The organism is Stenotrophomonas sp. a6, from assembly GCF_030913325.1.
GTDB lineage: Bacteria > Pseudomonadota > Gammaproteobacteria > Xanthomonadales > Xanthomonadaceae > Stenotrophomonas > Stenotrophomonas maltophilia.
This window is the reverse complement of sequence record NZ_CP133161.1, coordinates 3,356,087-3,374,613: the sequence shown is the minus strand read 5'-3', so window position 1 is coordinate 3,374,613 and position 18,527 is coordinate 3,356,087. Positions and strand designations below refer to the sequence as shown.

The window sequence follows — 18,527 nt, the reverse complement described above, 5'->3', positions numbered from 1 at the left end:
TTTCCACCCCTGCATATCTCTGGAGCAGTCCCATGAGCGAGATCCCCGGCGACCTCAAGTTCCTCAAGTCCCATGAGTGGGCCCGTGTCGAAGGCAATGGCCGCGTCACCGTCGGTATTTCCGACCATGCCCAGGGCCTGCTGGGTGACCTGGTCTACGTCGAACTGCCGGAAGTCGGCGCCGACGCCAAGGCCGGCGAACAGATCGCCGTCGTCGAGTCGGTGAAGGCCGCCTCGGACGTCTACAGCCCGATCAGCGGCAAGGTTGTCGAGGTCAACTCGGCCCTGTCCGACAAGCCGGAAACCATCAACGAAGATGCCTACGGCGAAGGTTGGATGTTCGTGGTCGAACTGACCAACGCTGAAGAGGTCAACGAGCTGCTGGACCCGGACGCGTACGCCGAAGCCCTGGAGAACGACGACCACTGAGTCGTCGTTTCCGGGTTCTGCAACGGCCACCTTCGGGTGGCCGTTTTTGTTTTGGCGAGTACGTTGGCTCATGACGCAGGGTTTGCTGCGCGCCCTCGACGCGGCATCAGCAGACCCGCGAACGGTACCGAGGGGCGTGCGCAGTTTTGCGCAAATCCGCGTTTCCGCCCCGCGCCGACGCGTCCGGATGTGAAAACTTTTCGCCCCCCGTTGCGGTGCCGTTGTGCTGGCGCTGGTGCCGGCGCCGGCCGGTGCCGGCGTTGCGTGCATGCAGCGGCCGCCAACATGCATGCATCTGCGCAGAGTGCCTATTTCAAGTGGTTTTTGTTCAATGCTTGCGTTGTTGTTGCTGCAGGCAACGCGCGTGCGTGGTGCTTTGTTGGTCGTCGAGGGCGGAGCGTCGCGACCGTGCAGGCAACACCGCGGATGGCGCGGATGTGAAAATTTTTCGCGGGGGTTGTTGACAGTAAAAAAAACCGTGATTAGGTTTCGCCTCAGCAGACCTTGCCTGCCAAACCGAGTGCGCAGAATCAATCGTCCGATGCGAAGCAGCCCCTTCAAGACCACCGCGACCCAGATGACGGTGGACATGGCCCCGCTTCCCCCGGAGAAATGCAAGGCACCTCCCGTTCCGATGCCCGCTCCGCCGATCGAGGCGGGCATTGCCGCATCCGTAACGGCGCGCTTGACGCGCCGGCGGTCCCCGCACGCAGCATCCGCGGGTTTGATCCACCTGGGCGTTTCAACTCCCTATCACTGACGAGGAGCCATCCCATGGCAACCAAGAAAGCTGCGAAGAAAAAGCCCGCCGCCAAGAAGGCGGTGAAGAAGGTCGCGAAGAAGGCCGCTGCCAAGAAGGCAGTGAAGAAGGTCGCGAAGAAGGCGACCGCCAAGAAGGCAGTGAAGAAGGCTGCGAAGAAGGTCGCCAAGAAGGCCACTGCGAAGAAGGCAGTGAAGAAGGCGGCGAAGAAGGTAGCCAAGAAGTCTCCTGCCAAGAAGACCGCGAAGAAGGCCGTCAAGAAGGTAGCCAAGAAGGCCACCAAGAAGACTGCCAAGAAGGCAACGGCCCGCAAGCCGGCCAAGAAGGTCGCGAAGAAGGCGACTGCCAAGAAGGCCGTCAAGAAGACCGCCAAGAAGGCAGTGAAGAAGACCGCGAAGAAGGCCACCAAGAAGGCTGCCCCGAAGAAGGCAGCGAAGAAGGTTGCCAAGCGCAAGCCGGCCGCCCGCAAGAAGAAGGCCGCTCCGGTCGCTCTGCCGGCAACCCCGGCGCCGCTGATCTAAGTACTTCCCGATAGCCGCATCCTGAAACCCCTTCCCTGGCTGCCCAGCGGGGAGGGGGTTTTTTTATGGGGCCATTGGTAGCGTCGAGCCATGCTCGACCGCCTTGCTGACGGTCGATGCTAGCGGTGCGGCGCCGGTGGAAAGCGCTCCACCAGGAAATCGATGAAGCTGCGCAGGCGGGTCGAGGGGTAGCGGTCGTGGGCGTAGACCACGTGCATCGGCCGCCCCGCGTGGCCGTGTTCGGGAAACAGCTGCACCAGCCGCCCAGCCTCGACATCCGCGGCCAGAAGCAGTGCCGATTGCAGCACGATGCCCAGCCCATGCAGCGCCGCTGTACGCAGCGCTTCGCCGTTGTTGATCTGCAGTCGACCTGTGGGCACATGGCCGAGCCCGCCAGCATCGGCCTGCAGCCACTGCGCCAGCGCGCTGGGTTCGAAGGACAGGCATTGGTGCCGGGCAAGCGCCAGCAGGTCGGAGGGCGTACCGTGCCGGGCGAGGTATCCGGGCGAGGCGCACATCATCAAGCGATACGGTGCCAATGCACGTGCCACCAGCACGCTGCTGTCGGCCAGCGTGCCGATGCGCAGGGCTGCTTCGAAACCCTCCTCTGCGAGGTCGACCACGCGGTCGGTCAGCACCGCGTCGACACGCACGTCGGGGTAGCGCGCCATGTAATCGGCCAACGCCGGTACCAGCGCATGCGTGCCGAAGATCACCGGCGCGCTGATGCGCAGCGTGCCTGCAGGTGCCAGGTGCTGGTACTGGGCCTGAGCATCGGTTTCCTCCACCAGCCGCAGGATCTCCCGGCAGCGGGCGTAGTAGTCCTCCCCGAACGGCGTCATGTGCTGGCGCCGGGTGGTACGACTGAGCAACTGCATGCCCAGCCGCGCCTCCAACGCACGCAGGTGCTTGCCGGCCATCGTCGGGGAGATGGCCAGTGCTGCCGCTGCAGCGCTGAGGCTGCCCTTGTCCACGATCAGCACGTACACCTGCATGCTTTCCAGCAGGTTCATCTGAAACTCCGGGTGTTGAATGCTGAAACTTTTGCGGAGTTTATCAATCACGGGTGATCAAACAGCATGCACTGCAGGGGCCGGATCCACCGGCCGTGCTGAAAGGAGAACACGATGGATTTGAATCTTGAGGGACGCACAGCGCTGGTCACCGGGGCGGGCAGTGGCATCGGTGCCGCTGTCGCCAGGCAACTGGCCGCGCAGGGCGTACGTGTTGCCATCTCGTCACGGCGGCAGGCACCGCTGCAAGCGCTGGCGGCAGGGATCGAAGCGGCGGGCGCACCCGCGCCGATCATCCTGCTGGGCGATGTCACTGACGCCGGGGACGTGCGACGCATTGCTGACGCGTCGCTGGCGGCGTTGCAGCGGGTGGACATCCTGGTCAACGCGGCTGGCGGTTCGCGGCCAACGACCGTCGATGCAGCCGACTCGATCTGGGAGGAGGCATTGGCGCTGAACTTCTCTGCCGCACGACGGCTGACCCAGGCACTGCTGCCGGCGATGCAGGCGCAGGGATGGGGGCGGGTGATCAACTTCAGCGGTTCGATGGAGCCCCGTTCGGTGAATGCCGCCACCGCGGCGAAAGCAGCGCTGCATCTGTGGAGCAAGGGGCTGTCGTCGGAGGTGGCCGGGCAGGGCATCACGGTGAATGCCATTGCGCCGGGTCGGATCAACAGCCCGCAGATCCTGGACCGCCTGCATCCCACCGAGGAAAGCCGACGCGCGTTCATCGCCAGTAACATCCCGATCGGGCGCTTCGGTGAGCCGGAAGAAGTGGCGCCGCTGGTGGCATTCCTCGCCTCGCCGCTGGCCGGTTACATCACCGGTGCGGTGATTCCGGTGGACGGCGGCATGCACTACTTCGCGCATTAGCCCTCCGTTTGTAGAGTCGAGCGCGGCTCGATTCCACAACAGCCAACAAAAAGGGCGGCCTGCAGGCCGCCCTTCATGCTCACGGTCGCGCCCGCCTGATCAGCGCGGCGACGCCACCGCGCGGTTGCTGGAAGCGCCCTTGCCCTTGCGCTTGTCCTGCTGCGCCGGGCTTGCACCTTCGGCCATCAGGTTGTCGCTGCCGAAGTCGGTGTCCACATCCAGCCAGCGCTGTGCCGGCAGGCCGAGCGCGGAATCGAGCACGGTCGGCAGCAGGCCGCTGGGCAGGCCGCTCTCGCCATTCCACATGATGGCGATGCCGAGATCGCGTTCCGGCACCAGCGCGACCAGGCCGCGGTAGCCCTGTACGGCACCGGCATGGAACACCACGTCGTGGCCGGCGTAGTCGAAGGTGCGCCAGCCCAGCGCGTAGCCGGCCGAGTGCAGGCGCTCGCGGCGCCAGCCCGAACGCATCTCGCCGGGGGTGTTGATCAGGCTCGAGTGCAGGGTGGCCAGCAGCGGTGCCGGCAGCACATCGGGGCGATGGCCGGTGTGCGCCAGCAGCCACTGCGCCATGTCGCTGGCGCTGGCGTTGACGCCAGCCGCCGGGGCAACACGGTAGTAGGTCGGCTTCGGTGTCAGCGACACCCAACCGTTGCGGCTGCGCACGTGCGGACGCGCCCAGCGCGAGCTGGCCTGGATGCCGGCCAGGCCGAGGCTGGCATCGTTCATGCCCAGCGGCTTGAAGATGCGGCGCTCGACCGACTGCTCGTAGAAGCTGCCGGAGGCGGCATAGACGACGTCGCCGATCAGGCTGAAGGCCACGTTCTGGTAGGCGTAGCAGTCGCCCGGCAGGCACTTCAGGCTGGTGTTGGCCAGCTTCTGGGTCAGCGCGTAGTACTCGGCGTTGCCTTCGATGTCGCGGTCGTAGGCGTTGTACGGCAGGCCGACGCGATGGCTGAGCACATCGGCCACGGTCAGGCGGTCGGTGGCTTCGGGCGAGTTGAGACGGAAGCCCGGCACATAGTCGGTGACCTTGCTGTCCCAGCGCAGCGTGCCGTCGTTGACCAGCAGGCCGGCCATGGTGCCGGCGAAGGCCTTGGACAGCGACGCCAGGCGGAACACGGTGTGCGCATCGACCGGCAGCGGATTGTTGACGTCAGTGACGCCATAGCCGCGCGCGCTGAGGATGCGGCCGCCCTGCACGATGGCCACGGCCATGCCCGGCACGCGCTCGCCGTAGGTGAGCTGCTGCGCCATCGATTCGATATTGGCGACGTTGAAGCCTGCGGCGGGCGCCTGCACCTGCGGCACCAGCCCGGTACGGTAGGCCGCCGGCTGGGTGTGGGCAACGGCGGTGGCCGCAGCGGACTCGATGTTGGCCGGCATCGGCGGCAACGGCGGCGGGGTCTGCGCGGTGGTGGACAAGGCAACAGGCATCAACATGCCCAGCAAACCGGTGGCCGCCGAACGGATCGGACGACGCAGGCTGTTCTTTTTCATCGGTGGGACCCGTGCGCGACTGCTGATGGCGATTCTAGCGCCGCTTTTCCTCTGTGCACAAACAAAGCGAAGATGAATGCGCATCTCGTTGAAAAAGTTGGGATTTTGACGCCTCGAAAGCGTGTATCGGAACGTGTCATCCGGACCCGGTCATGACACCGCGTTGCGGCCTTCAGACGGCCACCTGCTGGCGATGTTGCAGTGCATTGGATAACGTACGCGCTTCACCGCCCCGGAGCCTGCCATGCCGCTGTCCAACCGCCGTCATCTGGCGAGGGACGCCGCGTGAGCGCGGTACGAGAGAAGGGCCCGCTGCAGGGGCTGATGGCGGCACTGCGCGAGTCCCCGGCGCTGTGGTGGTCGTTCCTGTACTTCTTCTGCCTGCTCAGCGGCTACTACGTGCTGCGTCCGGTGCGTGAAGCCATGGCCGCCTCGGCGGACCTGGAAACGGTGTTCCCGCCCGTGCTGATCGCCTGGTTCGCCAGTCATGGCATCGCGTTGAAGGACTTCGTCCTGCAGTTCCTGTTCTCCTGCGTGTTCGTGATCATGCTGGTGCTGCAGCCGGTGTACGGCTGGCTGGTCAGCCGCTTCCCACGCCGTGTGTTCCTTCCCGTGGTGTACGGCTTCTTCATCGTCACCCTGCTGGGGTTCTACGCACTGTTCGACAGTCACGTGCCAGGGCGGGGCATGGCCTTCTTCCTCTGGGTGATGGTCTTCAACCTGTTCGCGGTGGCGGTGTTCTGGAGCTTCATGGCCGACGTGTTCTCCAACGCACAGGCGCGTGCCTACTACGGCTACATCGGTGCGGCCGGTACCGTTGGCGCGTTCCTCGGCCCGTTGATCACCAGCGCTCTGGTGCAGCGCGTGGGCATCGCCAACCTGATGCTGGTCTCCGCAGCATTCCTGGTCGTGTGCCTGCTGTGCATCTGGCGGCTGCGGCACTGGGCGGTGCTGCGCGAACGCGAGCAGCAACTGGTGTCTGGCGAGAAGCCGATGGGCGGCAGCGTGCTGGATGGCCTGAAATTGATCGTGCGCGAGCCGCTGCTGCGCTGGCTGGCGGTGATGGTGGTGTTCGGCGTGGGCGTCGGCACGCTGCTGTACAACCAGCAGGCCAGCATCGTGCGCGCGGCCTTCACCGACCCGGCGGCCAGTACTGCGTTCTTCTCGCGCATCGACCTGGCGGTGAACGCGCTGGCGCTGCTGATGCAGGTGGGCCTGACCCGCTGGCTGCTGTCGCGCCATGGCATCGCGCCGGCGCTGCTGATTCCCGGGTTCGCGATCCTGATCGGCTTCTCGGTGCTGGCGGCCTCGCCGATGCCGCTGATGGTCGCGGTGGTGCAGGTGATGACCCGCGCCAGCGAATTCGCACTGGCCAAGCCGGCGCGCGAGACCATCTACACGCGCGTGGACCGGCAGTGGCGCTACAAGGCCGGCGCAGCGATCGACACGGTGGTGTACCGCGGCGCGGACCTGGGCTTCACCTGGATCCACAAGGCGCTGACCCTGTTCGGTTCGCATGTGGTGTTCATCGGCGGCGTGCTGGTGGCCGGCTTCATGACCCTGGCTGCGTTCGGCGTGCTGCGCGAAGAAAAGAAGCTGCCGCGTGATCGATAGAGCGCCGATTGATGCTTGAAGGCCGTGCAACTATAGGCTCATGCAGGGTTGTTGATTGTCTGGTTTCGGGGAGAGTGGGATGATCAAGGGGAGCGCGAAGGACCACGTTCTGGACGAGGCTCAGTTGGAAGCATGGGTGTTTTCGGTACTGGAGCTGGTCAGCCAGCTACGAAATGGGAACCTGGAGAGAACGCTCTTCGCCAACGCCCTTGATGAGGAGGAGGATGTCGGAGGATGGCTCAAGGGCAACCTCGGGCTGATGAACTTCTCGGCGCGTGGATTTGGCGGTCGGCTCATCTTTCCGCACGTTATCGGCCCCAGCTCCCGAGCGTTGGCGAGGGTGGTCGATGCAGCCCGACGCGATCTGGAATTTGATGTTCTTACCCGCACCACACACGGAAAGTTGAACGTCCTTCGCCGCAGCAATGACCTGAAGCCAGACGCCTGGTTGAGTGCTGTTCCCCAACTCACCGCGGGGCGGTTGAAAGGCGGGTCTCGAGCCGGCAGGGGAGGTCAGAAGAGGCGGCAGGGCCCTGGCGGAGGCGAGGAGCAACTCCGTCATGCCGATCAGTGTGCAGGGTACCCGCACAAGCGATCGGTCTACCACGACTCGGAGTTCCTGCTGCTCAACTACTTTGATCTGGCACTTCGGCGGCTCTACCGGTTCTCCCATTGGAGGCGGATCGAGGGGGTGTTGTATCTTTTTACGGAGCGACGCCCTTGCAGTGATTGCTGCCATGTCATCATCCAATTGCTGCGTCGCTATCGCAGGATCCAGTTGGTGATCGTGCGGGCAACAGGAGGGCGCGGCTCTGACGAGAACATGCTGGAACGGTTGTCGCAGCATCCAAGGGTTCATCTGCGGAAGGTGGTGGTCCAGCCAGTAGGTGTGGAACTCTCCTCGCCATTATCCGTCGTGGAGACGGGGCCATTGGCGCTTCCGTACCCTGATGGGACACCGCGTAGAGGTTGGTCGCCCAAGGGTGCAGAAATGCGGCGTTGACCATCACCATCACCATCTGGAGGCTGGATTTGATATGCAAGTGATCGCCCTGTTGCTGACCGTGCTGGTCGCTGTGCTGCACCTGTACTTCCTGGTGCTTGAAATGTTCCTGTGGACCCGCCCGCTGGGCCTGAAGACCTTCCGTAACACACCACAGAAGGCGGAGGTCACCCGAGTGCTGGCGGCCAACCAGGGCCTCTACAACGGCTTCCTGGCGGCGTGCATCGTGGTGGGGCTGGTGATCGATCAGCCGGTGCTGGTGACGTTCTCGCTGGCCTGCGTGGTGGTGGCCGGGTGCTATGGCGCCTACAGCGTGAGCCGCCGCATTTTCATGATCCAGGCGGTACCTGCGATCCTGGCGCTGGTGTTGCGAGCGTTCTGAAGTCGGTGCGTGCTGGCAGGCGTCGCCGCTCAGCGGCTGATGGCGCGCATGAAGCCCAGCCACATCGGCACGGCATGCAGTGCCGCACCCAGCACGAACAGGCCCGTCAGCAGGTGTACGCGCCAGTCGTTGATGCGCAGGAAGACGAATTGTTCAAGTGCGCGGCCCACCCAGAACACCGCCATGAAGCCCAGCAGGACCACCCCCAGACGAGTGTCGACCAGGTCCGGGGCAAAGATCAGCGCGATCAGCCCCATTCCCAGGAACACATAGATCACGCGCAGATTGAGGATCTGCATGATCGCGCGGTTGGCTGTGCCGAGCTGGGCGAGCTCGCGTTTCCAGCCGAACAGCCGCCAGAACGCCAGATGGAAGGCGGCAAACCCCAGACTGTGAATGCCTGCCAGGCGCACCAGTAGTTCTGTGGTTGTCATGGTTGATCAGCCTGTGCGCGGAGGGCGCGGCGATACCCACATTGCGATGGTCGCATGGAACACCTCGGTCCCTGCCGCATCGGTCACGCTGACCCCCACCGGCAGGTCGTAGCCGTCCGCAGCACTGACGATGGACAACATTGGCGTCGCCACGGCCTTCAACGTGCCCAAGGCCTTGGCTTGGTATTTCACTTCCATGCCCTTGGGGATCCAACGCATGTCTGCCGGCAGGCTGGCGTCCACCATCACTCCGCCGACCAGCTCGGCCAGGTTGCACATCGCGATCGCGTGCACCGTGCCGATGTGGTTGCGCACCCTGCGGCGGTCGGCCAGCGTGCCTTCGCAGCGGCCGTGTTCCAGGCGGGTGATGCGCGGCGCGATGCTGGCGAAGTAGGGCGCCTTGAAACACACCGCGCGTGAGAACAGCCAGGTGCCGGCGGGCCAGCGCTGCAGGCGGTTGTAGAGCGAGAGCAGGGGCGTGGACATGGTCGGTGTTCCGGTCGTCGGATAGAGCGACGGCGGGCCGAGGCCCGCCGTCGAAGGCAACGCGTATCGCGGGCGATCAGGCGGCCTGCGAATGCGGATCCTTGTGCTGGCGGTCGTAGTAGCTGGCCGCGCGCAGTTCGTGGGTGTCGAAGTCGTCCACGGTGATCGTATCCAGGGTCAGCGTGCGCAGCTCTTCCAGCAGGCTGCGCTCGTCCTGGGTGATCACGCCCTCGGCCACGGCTTCGTCCAGCTGGCTCTTGAAGTCCAGCGCCTCGATGCCCTTGCTCTTCAGCGCCTTCAGGAACTTGCGTTCCACCGGCTCGGCCATGATCGCCTTGCTCAGGTAGCTGTTGATGCGGCCACCCGGGTTGTTCTCGCACGGGGTCAGGAACACGCCACTGGCCAGGCGGTCGCGGGCTTCGTTCGGCGCCATCAGCAGGGCGGCGACGCGGCGGCTCAGGCGGTCGCCCGGGGCCTCGGCACGACGGCCCAGCGGGAAGATCAGCGCCCACATCAGCCAGCCGATCGGACGGATCGGGAAGTTGCGCAGGGCCGCCGACAGCGATTCCTCGATCTTGTGCACGCTGTCATGGAAGGCCCAGGCCAGCAGCGGCTGGTCGGCCTGCGGTGCGCCCTCGTCGTGGTAGCGCTTGAGCATGGCGCTGGTCATGTAGACGTGGCTCAGCACGTCGCCCAGGCGGCCGGACAGCGATTCCTTGAACTTCAGCTTGCCGCCGAGGGTCATCATCGAGATGTCGGCCATCAGCGCCAGGTTGGCCGAGTAACGGTCCAGCTTGCGGAAGTAGCGGCGGGTGTAGGCGTCACCCGGGGCGGCACCGAAGCGTGCCCCGGTCAGGCCGAACCAGAACGAACGCACGGCATTGGAGATGCCATAGCGGATGTGGCCGAACAGGCTGCGGTCGAAGTCCTGCAGGCCGGCACGGGTATCCGGATCCTGCGCGGCCTTCATTTCCTTCAGTACCCATGGGTGGCAGAGGATCGCACCCTGGCCGAAGATCAGCAGGCTGCGGGTCATGATGTTGGCGCCTTCCACGGTGATCGCGATCGGCGCGGCCTGCCAGCTGCGGCCGGCGAAGTTGCGCGGCCCCAGGATGATGCCCTTGCCGCCGATCACGTCCATCATGTCCGAGATCACTTCGCGGCTCATGGTGGTGCAGTGGTACTTGGCGATCGCCGACGGTACCGACGGCACGTCACCACGGTCGACTGCAGCAGCGGTGGCCTGCGACAGCGCGCTGATCTTGTACGCCTTGCCGCCGATGCGGGCCAGCGCTTCTTCCACGCCTTCGAAGCGGCCGACCGACAGACCGAACTGCTTGCGGATGCGTGCATAGGCGCCGGTCACGGCGGCACCGGCCTTGGCACCGCCGCTGGCGGTGGACGGCAGGGTGATCGAACGGCCCACGGCCAGGCACTCGTTGAGCATGTTCCAGCCCTTGCCGGCCATGGCCGCGCCACCGATCAGCTGGGTCAGCGGAATGAACACGTCCTTGCCGCGGATCGGGCCGTTCTGGAACGTCGAGTTCAGCGGGAAGTGGCGACGGCCGATTTCAACGCCGGCGGTGTCGCGCGGCAGCAGGCCCAGGGTGATGCCGATGTCGCGGGTGTCGCCGATCAGGCCATCCGGGTCGTACATGCGGAAGGCCAGGCCGATCAGCGAAGCGACCGGGGCCAGGGTGATGTAACGCTTGTCGAAGGTCAGCTTGACGCCGAGCACCTGCTCGCCGTTCCACTCGCCCCTGCAGACGATGCCGTAGTCCGGAATCGAGGTGGCGTCGGAGCCGGCGAACGGACCGGTCAGGCCGAAGCAGGGCACTTCGCGGCCATCGGCCAGGCGCGGCAGGTACTGGTCCTTCTGTTCCTGGGTGCCGTAATGCACCAGCAGTTCACCCGGGCCCAGCGAGTTGGGCACACCGACGGTGGAGCTGACCACCGAGGACACCGAGGCCAGCTTCTGGATCACCTTGTGGTGGGCCAGCGCAGAGAAGCCCAGGCCGCCATATTCCTTCGGGATGATCATGCCGAAGAACTTGTTCTTCTTGATGAAGGCCCACAGCTCCGGCGGCAGGTCAGCGTGGACGTGGGTGATTTCCCAGTCGTTGACCATCGTGCACAGCTCTTCGACCGGGCCATCGAGGAAGGCCTGTTCTTCGGCGGTCAGCTGCGGCTTGGGGTAATTGAGCAGGATGTTCCAGTCCGGATCACCGGTGAACAGTTCGCCCTCGAAGCCAACCGAGCCGGTTTCCAGCGCGATGCGCTCGGTCTGCGACAGCGGCGGCAGCACCTTGCGGAACACCTTCATCATCGGGCCGGTCAGCAGCGGCTTGCGGATGAACGGCAGCAGCAGCGGCACGGCGATGACGGCCAATATGGCGGCAGCCACGATCGTGGCGGTCTGGTTGACGTAGGGAATGAACCAGCAGGCGACCAGCAGGGCCACGCTGATCAGCGTCCAGGTAACCAGCCGCATGCGGTGGTAGGCGACGAACGCGCCTGCCAGCAGCAGGGCGAGGAAGGGAAGAACGATGCTCATGAGCGTGCTCCGGTGACGTGCTCGTTTGTGGCGGACGAAGCTGCAGCATCCGCTGCGGGCAACACGTCCAGATAGTCCAACACAGTAGCGGTAAAGGCGTCGTTGTCATCGCCGGCGACCATGTGCGTGGCCTGCGGCAGCTGTACATGACGCGCGTGCGGCGCCAACGCCAGGAATTCGGCCACGGTCTGTGGCGTGACCAGGTCGCTTCGGCCGCCGCTGACCAGCAGCAGCGGGCACTTCACCTGGCGTGCGGCCTCGGCCAGTGCATCCTGGTGCTGCTCGCTGTCGCGCGCCAGTTCGGCCACCAGGCGCGGGTCCCAGTGCCAACGCCAGCGGCCGTGGCCGTCCTCGCGCAGCAGTGCGCGCAGCGACTGCTCGGATTTGCGCGGACGGTGCGGCATGTAGGCCGAGATCACATCGGCGGCCTGGGTGAGCGAGGCAAAGCCGTCGGGATGGGCGGTCATGAAGGCCAGAATGCGTTCAACACCGGCGGTATCCCAACGCGGGGTGATGTCCACCAGCACCATCGCCGAGAACAGGCCCGGCCAGCGCGATTCGGCCAGCAGGCCGAACAGGCCGCCCATCGAGGCTGCGACCAGCACCGGCGGGCGTGGCTGTTCCCCGGCCAGCACGATCAGGTCATCAGCGAACTGCTCGCCGTGATAGGGCAGTTCGGCAGAATTCCAGTCCGAATCGCCGTGGCCACGGGCGTCGTAGGCCAGCGTCTGCAGCCCCGCCGCAGACAGGGCCCGCGCGGTGGCGTTCCATGCGTGCCGGGTCTGGCCGAAGCCGTGCGCGAACAACACGCGGCCACGGCGGCCGTGGTCGCTGGCGGTTGCGGCCAGGCGTGCGCCATGGGCGGCCTCCAGGCGAAGATCATGGAACGCAGCGGGAGTAGGGGACGTAACCATACTTGCTAGTATGGATCGCTTGTGAGGGAAGTCAATACTGCACGGTATGGTGCGCTGCGGCAGGTGCCCAGGCGGGCGTCGCGACGGTTTCGGCCGCAACCGCGTACTGCAACGAACCCCGGCGTATGGTTAAATCAGCCCATGAATCAACCTGACGCTTCCGCCGGCGAACCGCGCGCCGGCCGCAACAGCCGCCTGAGTGCCGAAGACTGGGCCCAGGCCGCTCTCGATCTGATTGCTGAACAAGGTGTGGGGGCCGTCGCGGTGGAACCGTTGGCGCGGCGCCTGGGTGTGACCAAGGGCAGTTTCTACTGGCACTTCCCCTCGCGTGATGCACTGCTGCAGGCGGCGCTGGAACGCTGGGAACTGTTCGAACAGGAACAGGTGTTCGGCAGCCTGGAGGACGTGCCGGATCCGCGCGTGCGCCTGCGCCAGCTGTTCCAGATGGTCGCGCACGAAGTGCAGCCGCACATCATCTACAGCGAACTGCTGAAGGCGCTGGACCACCCGATGGTGCGCCCGGTGATCGACCGCGTTTCGCAGCGCCGGCTCGACTATTTGGTTGCTTCGTTCCGCCAGGCCGGGCTCAGCTCCACCGATGCACGGCATCGCGCGCGCCTGGCCTATGCCGCCTACGTCGGCTTCCTGCAGCTGTCGCTGCAGCTGCAGCAACCCAAGCAGGCCCGCGAGGATTTCGAGGCCTATGTCGAGCATCTGATCGAGACGCTCATTCCCAGCTGAATGGGAGAATGGCGCCCTGCAAGTGCCGAATGCGCCTTGCAGGCGACCTCAATGCGCCAACGTATGTCGTGGTGAGGCTGGTTTCACGCGATTTGGGCATTTTCTTAACGACTCTTTAATTCCAGATCAAGTGTGGCTACTATCGGGTCACCAGCCGTTTTTTGTGCCTCCCTTTTGGGGCACGTCGGTTGGACTCAGCACACAACCCAAGATCCATGGAGAGAGAGCCCATGAAGTTGAACAGCAACAAGCTGCGCGATGCAGTGTGCGTTGCGCTGGCCGCCAGCGCCGCATCCGTTGCCGGTACCGGGGTGGCGTCTGCCCAGACCGCCACCAACCTGGACCGCATCGAAGTCACCGGTTCGCGCATCCGTACCGTCGACGTCGAAACCGCCCAGCCGGTCCTGACCCTCAACCGCGCTGACATCGAGAAGCAGGGCTTCTCGTCGGTCGCTGACATCCTGCAGAACATCAGCGCCGTGGGTACGCCGCCGATCAGCCGTGCCCAGCCGCTGTCCTCGGGCGAAGCCGTCGGCGGCACCTACATCAGCCTGCGTGACCTGGGCGCCACCCGCACCCTGGTGCTGCTCAACGGCAAGCGCCTGGGCATCACCACCGGTGGCCTGCAGGACATCTCGACCGTGCCGGTCTCGGCCATCGAGCGCATCGAAGTGCTGAAGGACGGCGCTTCGTCGATCTACGGTTCCGATGCCATCGCCGGCGTCATCAACATCATCACCCGTACCAACTTCGAAGGCGCCACCGGCAGCGTCTACTACGGCCAGTACAGTGAAGGCGACGGTGCCACCCGCACCATGGACTTCACCATGGGCGTGAAGGGTGAGCGCGGTTCGCTGACCATCGGTGCCGAGTACGCCAAGGAAGACAAGGTGCGGGCGGCCGATCGTCCGTACGGTGCGTTCCCGCGCAGCTCCAACCACCCGGACTTCGGTTGGACCACCGTGGGTGAGTTCGGCGGTTTCGTCAGCCGTCCGGCCGATGGCCTGCCGGGCGTCACCTATCCGGCCGCCAGCGCATCCAACCCGAACCGCGAAGTCCGCGTGATCCTGCGTGAGGGTGGCAACGCGAACAACAAGGCCGACTACGTCGCGCAGAACGTCAACAGCTTCTCCACCAAGGACAAGACCAACACCAACCTGCAGACCGACCTGCGTACCCCGCAGGAACGCCGTGCAGTGTTCGTCGATGGCATCTACGACCTGACCGACAACGTGCGCCTGCGCACCAACATGCTGTACAGCTTCCGCGATTCGAACCGCCAGATCGCCGGCTACCCGTACGGCGCACTGGCCTTCGGTTCGCCGATTTCGGCCAGCAGTGTGTTCAATCCGCTGGGTGCTGACATCGCCAACTGGTGGCGTCGTACTTCGGAAGTGCCGCGCAACACCCGCGCCGAGCTGACCACCTTCCGCTTCAGCGGCGGCCTGGAAGGCAGCTTCGAGTTCTCCGACCGCCTGTTCGACTGGGATGTCGGCTACCTGTACAACAACAACAAGCTGGTCCAGACCAGCACCGGCGACCTCAACCTGACCGCGCTGCGTGCGGCGGTGGGTCCGTCCTTCATCAACAGCAGCGGCGTGGCGCAGTGCGGTACCGTGGCCAACCCGATCGGGCTGAACCAGTGCGTGCCGTACAACCCGTTCCTGCATGCCGGCATCCAGAGCAATGGTGCCAACGGCGCATTGACCGGCAACACCGCCCTGCAGAACCTGCTGTTCCCGTCCGCGCACTCCACCGCCGAGACCACCACCAAGGTCGTCACCGCCAACCTGGCTGGCAGCCTGTTCACCCTGCCTGCCGGCGACCTGGGCTTCGCCGTGGGTGTCGAGCACCGCAAGGAAACCGGCAGCTTCAGCCCGGACGCGCTGGTGCAGTCGGGCAACACCTCCGGCCTGGCCAACTTCCCCACCGGTGGTGGCTACAAGGTTGACGAAGTCTATGCCGAGTTCAACGTGCCGATCCTGGCCGACCTGCCGGGCGCCCGCGAGCTGAGCCTCAACGCGGCCACCCGCCATTCGGACTACGACACCTTCGGCACCACGCTGAACAGCAAGTTCGGCTTCAAGTGGAAGCCGATCGACTCGCTGCTCATCCGCGGTACCTGGGCGGAAGGCTTCCGTGCCCCGACCATCGCCGACCTGTACAGCGGCGGTTCGCAGTCGTTCGACTTCTTCACCGATCCGTGCGATTCGGTCTACGGTGCGGCGCGCACCAATCCTGCGGTGCGTGCCCGTTGCGCCGCCGCACTGCCGGCCGGCGTAAATGCAGCCAACTTCCGCCAGCAGCAGCAGGGCTTCACCCCGACCACCGCTGCATCGTCGCAGACCCCGCTGGCCTTCGTCTCCGGCTCCAACGACCAGCTGACCCCGGAAACCTCGACGTCCAAGACCCTGGGCTTCGTCTGGAGCCCGGGTTTCATCCAGAACTTCAACATGTCGCTGGACTGGTGGGAAATCCGCGTCGAGAACACCATCATCTCGGACACGGCCAACCTGATCCTCAACGACTGCTACATCAACGACATCGCGGCACGCTGCTCGGCGTTCACGCGTGACCCGGTGACCGGCATCGTCAACAACCTCAAGCGCACCGGCATCAACGCCGGTTACCGCGAGGTGGAAGGCTTCGACCTGGATGTCAGCTACCGCCTGCCGACCGATCGTTTCGGCAACTTCAGCGCGCAGTGGACCAGCACCTACACCTCGCGTGATGACCTGGTCACCACCAAGAACCCGGTCACCCACCCGAATCCCCGCACCGGCGTGGGCTGGGCGGGCGGCGCCTTCCGCGTGCGTTCGAACCTGAACCTGGGTTGGGAAATGGGTGACTTCGGCGCCAGCTGGACCGTCCGTTACTTCTCCGGCATGAAGGAATCGTGCCTGAGCGCCGTGACGTTCCCGGAAGAGTGCAACCTGCCGAACTACGCTTCGCCGAACAACCAGGGCGTGGCGGTGGGCAGCGCGACCAACCAGCGTGGCGCGACCGTATTCAACGACGTCCAGCTGCGCTGGAACGCACCGTGGAATGCGACCGTGGCCGTGGGTGCCAACAACGTGTTCGGCCGCGTGGGCCCGACCATGTACAGCCAGCCGAGCGCGAACGTCTCCTACTACGGTGGCTTCGACATCGGTCGCTTCCTGTACATGAAGTACACCCAGCGCTTCTGATCGCGGCGTAATATGTACGTGTGACATGGCCACGCCCCGAAAGGGGCGTGGCTTTTTTCATGGGGCAGCCAGGCTTGATGGCGCAGGCCTTTGCGCAGCCGTGCTGGACCAGGCCGCGCACAGGCGCTTGCGCATCGCCGCGTGGTGGCGGCGAGGTGTCATTACGGGGATGGGCGAAGGGAGCGCGCGCGGAAACGTCGCGGTGAGGCGGCAGGGAGCTTACAGGTCCTGCTCGTAGCGCACGTACGGCACGGTGCCGTCGTCGTTGCTTTCGTTGCGTGGCGAGAACGGATTCTTGCCGCGGCTGATCACGTTCTCGGCGCCCACGGTGAGCTGGCCGGACCATGGCGTGCGCCAGGTCAGGCCGATACCCAGGCCTTCCCACTTGCCGGGCTTGCCGGGCACGTCGATGACGCGGCCGATGATGCTGCCGGTGAAATTGCCGTAGCCGGCGCCGATGCTCAGGCTCTTGCTGTCCCAGCGGTCGGCAATGGCCGGCGAGGCGTCGGCCAGCGGTACCAGGCGGGCCTTGGCGTAGGTGCCGGCGATGGACACGAAGCCTTCGCGGCCGATGTTCTTCTGCGCGAACACGGTCAGGTCATTCTGCTCGGCGCGCAGCGAAGGGGTCTTGTTCGGGCCTGCCAGCCATGCCGGCAGGGTTTCACGGCCGGTGCCGGCGGTGATGCCGAGGCGGCTGCTGCCACGGTTCAATGCGGCGGTGCCGGTGAAACGCCGGCTGTTGAGGTCGTCCTCGTCGCCGAGGCTGGCCAGCATGCAGTGGCTGGCCAGGCCGCTCATGCTGGTCCCGCTGCTGCTGCAGAGCAGGCCCAGCGAATCGCCGGAGGACAGGCCAAAGGCCGCATCCAGCGAGTTGCGGCCGAAATGCCAGCGCGCCCCGGCCGCCTGCTCACCGGTCGGCTCCAGGTACAGCAGGGCCTCGACCTTGCCGCTGCCCTTGTTCCATACCGGCAGCACGGTGCGGGTGTCCTTGCTCTGCGCATGCACGCCCGTGATCGCGCCAAGGGCGATCATCATGGCCAGCGGTAGACGCAGGAAGGTACGCATCGGACCAGTTCAGACAGGGACGGACAACGGAAGTTCCCGTGGGGACGGGAACTTGATCCTAGGGTGTTTATGAATTCTTAACAAGCCTTGATCCTCCCCAGGTACAAGACTGCCGTTCATTGAAGCCGTTCAGGCGCCGGTACAGCCCCCTGGGCGCCGTGGAACAGTATGCCGAACTCCGTCAATGGAAAGTGATACTCACGCCCGCAGAATTCGCAACGGACCTCGACGGCGCCGGTGTCTGCAGCCGCTGCACGGGCCTCCTCCTCACCCAGCGACTGCAGCATCGCCGCCACCCGCTCGCGGGAACAGGAGCAGGCAAAGGACAGCGGCTTTTCGCCCATCAACGCCGGCTTCTCTTCGTGGAACAGGCGGTGCAGCAGCTGCTCGGCCGGGGTGGCCAGCAGTTCGGCCTTGCCCAGGGTCTCGAACAGGGCGCTGGCGCGCGCCCAGCCGTCCTCGTCGCCCTCGTCGCCCGGCAGCTTCTGCAGCAGCAGGCCGGCGGCACCATTGCGGTCGGCCGCCAGCAGCAGGCGGGTCGGCAGCTGCTCGGACTGGCGGAAGTAGTCCTCGAAGGCCTCGTCCAGTTCCGGTGCGGTCAGTCCGACCAGGCTCTGGTAGCGCTGTGGTTCACGCGGGTCCAGGCCGGGGTTCTCGATGGTGATGGCGAGGATCGCGTCATCGCCCAGGCTGGACAGGTCGCGCGGCGCGTCGCCGCCTTCGCTGAGCTGGGCGATACCGCGCAGGGTGCCGGCGGCGGTGCATTCGGCGAACAGGGTGCGCAGGGCAGTGCTGCTGCGCAGCTGGATCGACAGGCGTCCATCGATCTTGGTATGGCCGGTGAACAGCGCCGAGGCCACGCAGGCCTCGCCGAGCAGTTCGGCGGCGGTATCCGGGTACTCGGCGTGGGACAGGATTTCCTGCCAGGTGGCCTGCAGGTGCACGTGGACGCCGCGGACGCCGGCGTCGGGGAGCAGGAAGCGGATCAGGGAATCGGAGTTGGCGGTCATCGGCTCACATCGCGCGTAAACGGGGGCAGTTGCCGGATAAT

Annotated in this window: 16 protein-coding genes; 8 read left to right on the top strand and 8 right to left on the bottom strand. The window is 65.3% G+C overall.

What is annotated here, in order from left to right; translation table 11 throughout:
• Nucleotides 1-32 precede the first annotated feature (32 nt).
• Both gcvH and Q9Q79_RS15570 read left to right on the top strand, forming a co-directional pair.
• Nucleotides 33-428 (top strand): glycine cleavage system protein GcvH, encoded by a 396-nt coding sequence (gene gcvH, locus Q9Q79_RS15575; RefSeq protein ID WP_005410701.1) that lies wholly within the window; start codon nucleotides 33-35, stop codon nucleotides 426-428.
• 612 nt (nucleotides 429-1,040) lie between these two features.
• A complete protein-coding gene (locus tag Q9Q79_RS15570; protein WP_012481035.1) occupies nucleotides 1,041-1,709 on the top strand; it encodes a hypothetical protein in 669 nt (222 codons plus the stop codon).
• Between the two features lie 119 nt (nucleotides 1,710-1,828).
• On the opposite strand, the gene Q9Q79_RS15565 is transcribed toward Q9Q79_RS15570, so the two are convergent.
• Nucleotides 1,829-2,722, bottom strand: a complete 894-nt coding sequence (locus Q9Q79_RS15565; RefSeq protein WP_005414244.1) for a LysR substrate-binding domain-containing protein — start codon at nucleotides 2,720-2,722, stop codon at nucleotides 1,829-1,831.
• Nucleotides 2,723-2,836: 114 nt separating this feature from the next.
• Here Q9Q79_RS15565 and Q9Q79_RS15560 point away from each other — a divergent pair, with 114 nt between their 5' ends.
• A complete protein-coding gene (locus Q9Q79_RS15560) occupies nucleotides 2,837-3,595 on the top strand; it encodes an SDR family oxidoreductase (protein WP_076739152.1) in 759 nt (252 codons plus the stop codon).
• A gap of 99 nt (nucleotides 3,596-3,694) precedes the next feature.
• On the opposite strand, the gene Q9Q79_RS15555 is transcribed toward Q9Q79_RS15560, so the two are convergent.
• A complete protein-coding gene (locus Q9Q79_RS15555) occupies nucleotides 3,695-5,095 on the bottom strand; it encodes a serine hydrolase domain-containing protein (RefSeq protein ID WP_005410697.1) in 1,401 nt (466 codons plus the stop codon).
• A 324-nt stretch (nucleotides 5,096-5,419) separates the two neighbouring features.
• Between Q9Q79_RS15555 and Q9Q79_RS15550 the strand changes: the two genes are divergently transcribed.
• The 3 genes from Q9Q79_RS15550 (at nucleotide 5,420) to Q9Q79_RS15540 (ending at nucleotide 8,094) form a co-directional block, all read left to right on the top strand.
• Entirely contained in the window at nucleotides 5,420-6,709 is a 1,290-nt protein-coding gene (locus tag Q9Q79_RS15550; protein WP_180856231.1) for an MFS transporter, read from the top strand.
• A 79-nt stretch (nucleotides 6,710-6,788) separates the two neighbouring features.
• Nucleotides 6,789-7,712, top strand: a complete 924-nt coding sequence (locus tag Q9Q79_RS15545) for a hypothetical protein (protein WP_201862164.1) — start codon at nucleotides 6,789-6,791, stop codon at nucleotides 7,710-7,712.
• A 34-nt stretch (nucleotides 7,713-7,746) separates the two neighbouring features.
• A complete protein-coding gene (locus Q9Q79_RS15540) occupies nucleotides 7,747-8,094 on the top strand; it encodes a DUF1304 domain-containing protein (RefSeq protein ID WP_201862162.1) in 348 nt (115 codons plus the stop codon).
• A 29-nt stretch (nucleotides 8,095-8,123) separates the two neighbouring features.
• On the opposite strand, the gene Q9Q79_RS15535 is transcribed toward Q9Q79_RS15540, so the two are convergent.
• The 4 genes from Q9Q79_RS15535 to Q9Q79_RS15520 form a co-directional block, all read right to left on the bottom strand.
• Complete coding sequence (locus Q9Q79_RS15535; RefSeq protein WP_232289652.1) at nucleotides 8,124-8,507, bottom strand: hypothetical protein; 384 nt, start codon at nucleotides 8,505-8,507, stop codon at nucleotides 8,124-8,126.
• 27 nt (nucleotides 8,508-8,534) lie between these two features.
• Entirely contained in the window at nucleotides 8,535-9,014 is a 480-nt protein-coding gene (locus Q9Q79_RS15530) for a hotdog fold domain-containing protein (RefSeq protein WP_201862160.1), read from the bottom strand.
• Nucleotides 9,015-9,090: 76 nt separating this feature from the next.
• Complete coding sequence (locus Q9Q79_RS15525) at nucleotides 9,091-11,568, bottom strand: acyl-CoA dehydrogenase (protein ID WP_024956326.1); 2,478 nt, start codon at nucleotides 11,566-11,568, stop codon at nucleotides 9,091-9,093.
• The gene (locus Q9Q79_RS15520) at nucleotides 11,565-12,482 is read right to left on the bottom strand and encodes an alpha/beta hydrolase (protein ID WP_005410691.1); all 918 of its coding nucleotides are present in this window, start codon (nucleotides 12,480-12,482) and stop codon (nucleotides 11,565-11,567) included. The genes Q9Q79_RS15525 and Q9Q79_RS15520 overlap by 4 nt, the downstream gene beginning before the upstream one ends.
• A 141-nt stretch (nucleotides 12,483-12,623) precedes the next feature.
• On the opposite strand from Q9Q79_RS15520, the gene Q9Q79_RS15515 reads away from it, so the two are divergent.
• Entirely contained in the window at nucleotides 12,624-13,223 is a 600-nt protein-coding gene (locus tag Q9Q79_RS15515) for a TetR/AcrR family transcriptional regulator (protein WP_005410690.1), read from the top strand.
• A gap of 230 nt (nucleotides 13,224-13,453) precedes the next feature.
• Complete coding sequence (locus Q9Q79_RS15510) at nucleotides 13,454-16,411, top strand: TonB-dependent receptor (protein ID WP_049395373.1); 2,958 nt, start codon at nucleotides 13,454-13,456, stop codon at nucleotides 16,409-16,411.
• Between the two features lie 219 nt (nucleotides 16,412-16,630).
• On the opposite strand, the gene Q9Q79_RS15505 is transcribed toward Q9Q79_RS15510, so the two are convergent.
• Together Q9Q79_RS15505 and Q9Q79_RS15500 are read right to left on the bottom strand one after the other, a co-directional pair.
• Entirely contained in the window at nucleotides 16,631-17,443 is an 813-nt protein-coding gene (locus Q9Q79_RS15505; protein ID WP_024956328.1) for a hypothetical protein, read from the bottom strand.
• Nucleotides 17,444-17,592: 149 nt separating this feature from the next.
• A complete protein-coding gene (locus tag Q9Q79_RS15500) occupies nucleotides 17,593-18,486 on the bottom strand; it encodes an Hsp33 family molecular chaperone HslO (protein WP_005410687.1) in 894 nt (297 codons plus the stop codon).
• Nucleotides 18,487-18,527 lie beyond the last annotated feature (41 nt).

Coding starts and splice junctions, on each gene's coding strand:
- gcvH (WP_005410701.1), top strand. CDS start 33: ATGAGCGAGATCCCCGGCGACCTCAAGTTCCTCAAGTCCCATGAGTGG.
- Q9Q79_RS15570 (WP_012481035.1), top strand. CDS start 1,041: ATGCAAGGCACCTCCCGTTCCGATGCCCGCTCCGCCGATCGAGGCGGG.
- Q9Q79_RS15565 (WP_005414244.1), bottom strand. CDS start 2,722: ATGAACCTGCTGGAAAGCATGCAGGTGTACGTGCTGATCGTGGACAAG.
- Q9Q79_RS15560 (WP_076739152.1), top strand. CDS start 2,837: ATGGATTTGAATCTTGAGGGACGCACAGCGCTGGTCACCGGGGCGGGC.
- Q9Q79_RS15555 (WP_005410697.1), bottom strand. CDS start 5,095: ATGAAAAAGAACAGCCTGCGTCGTCCGATCCGTTCGGCGGCCACCGGT.
- Q9Q79_RS15550 (WP_180856231.1), top strand. CDS start 5,420: ATGGCGGCACTGCGCGAGTCCCCGGCGCTGTGGTGGTCGTTCCTGTAC.
- Q9Q79_RS15545 (WP_201862164.1), top strand. CDS start 6,789: ATGATCAAGGGGAGCGCGAAGGACCACGTTCTGGACGAGGCTCAGTTG.
- Q9Q79_RS15540 (WP_201862162.1), top strand. CDS start 7,747: ATGCAAGTGATCGCCCTGTTGCTGACCGTGCTGGTCGCTGTGCTGCAC.
- Q9Q79_RS15530 (WP_201862160.1), bottom strand. CDS start 9,014: ATGTCCACGCCCCTGCTCTCGCTCTACAACCGCCTGCAGCGCTGGCCC.
- Q9Q79_RS15525 (WP_024956326.1), bottom strand. CDS start 11,568: ATGAGCATCGTTCTTCCCTTCCTCGCCCTGCTGCTGGCAGGCGCGTTC.
- Q9Q79_RS15520 (WP_005410691.1), bottom strand. CDS start 12,482: ATGGTTACGTCCCCTACTCCCGCTGCGTTCCATGATCTTCGCCTGGAG.
- Q9Q79_RS15515 (WP_005410690.1), top strand. CDS start 12,624: ATGAATCAACCTGACGCTTCCGCCGGCGAACCGCGCGCCGGCCGCAAC.
- Q9Q79_RS15510 (WP_049395373.1), top strand. CDS start 13,454: ATGAAGTTGAACAGCAACAAGCTGCGCGATGCAGTGTGCGTTGCGCTG.
- Q9Q79_RS15505 (WP_024956328.1), bottom strand. CDS start 17,443: ATGATCGCCCTTGGCGCGATCACGGGCGTGCATGCGCAGAGCAAGGAC.
- Q9Q79_RS15500 (WP_005410687.1), bottom strand. CDS start 18,486: ATGACCGCCAACTCCGATTCCCTGATCCGCTTCCTGCTCCCCGACGCC.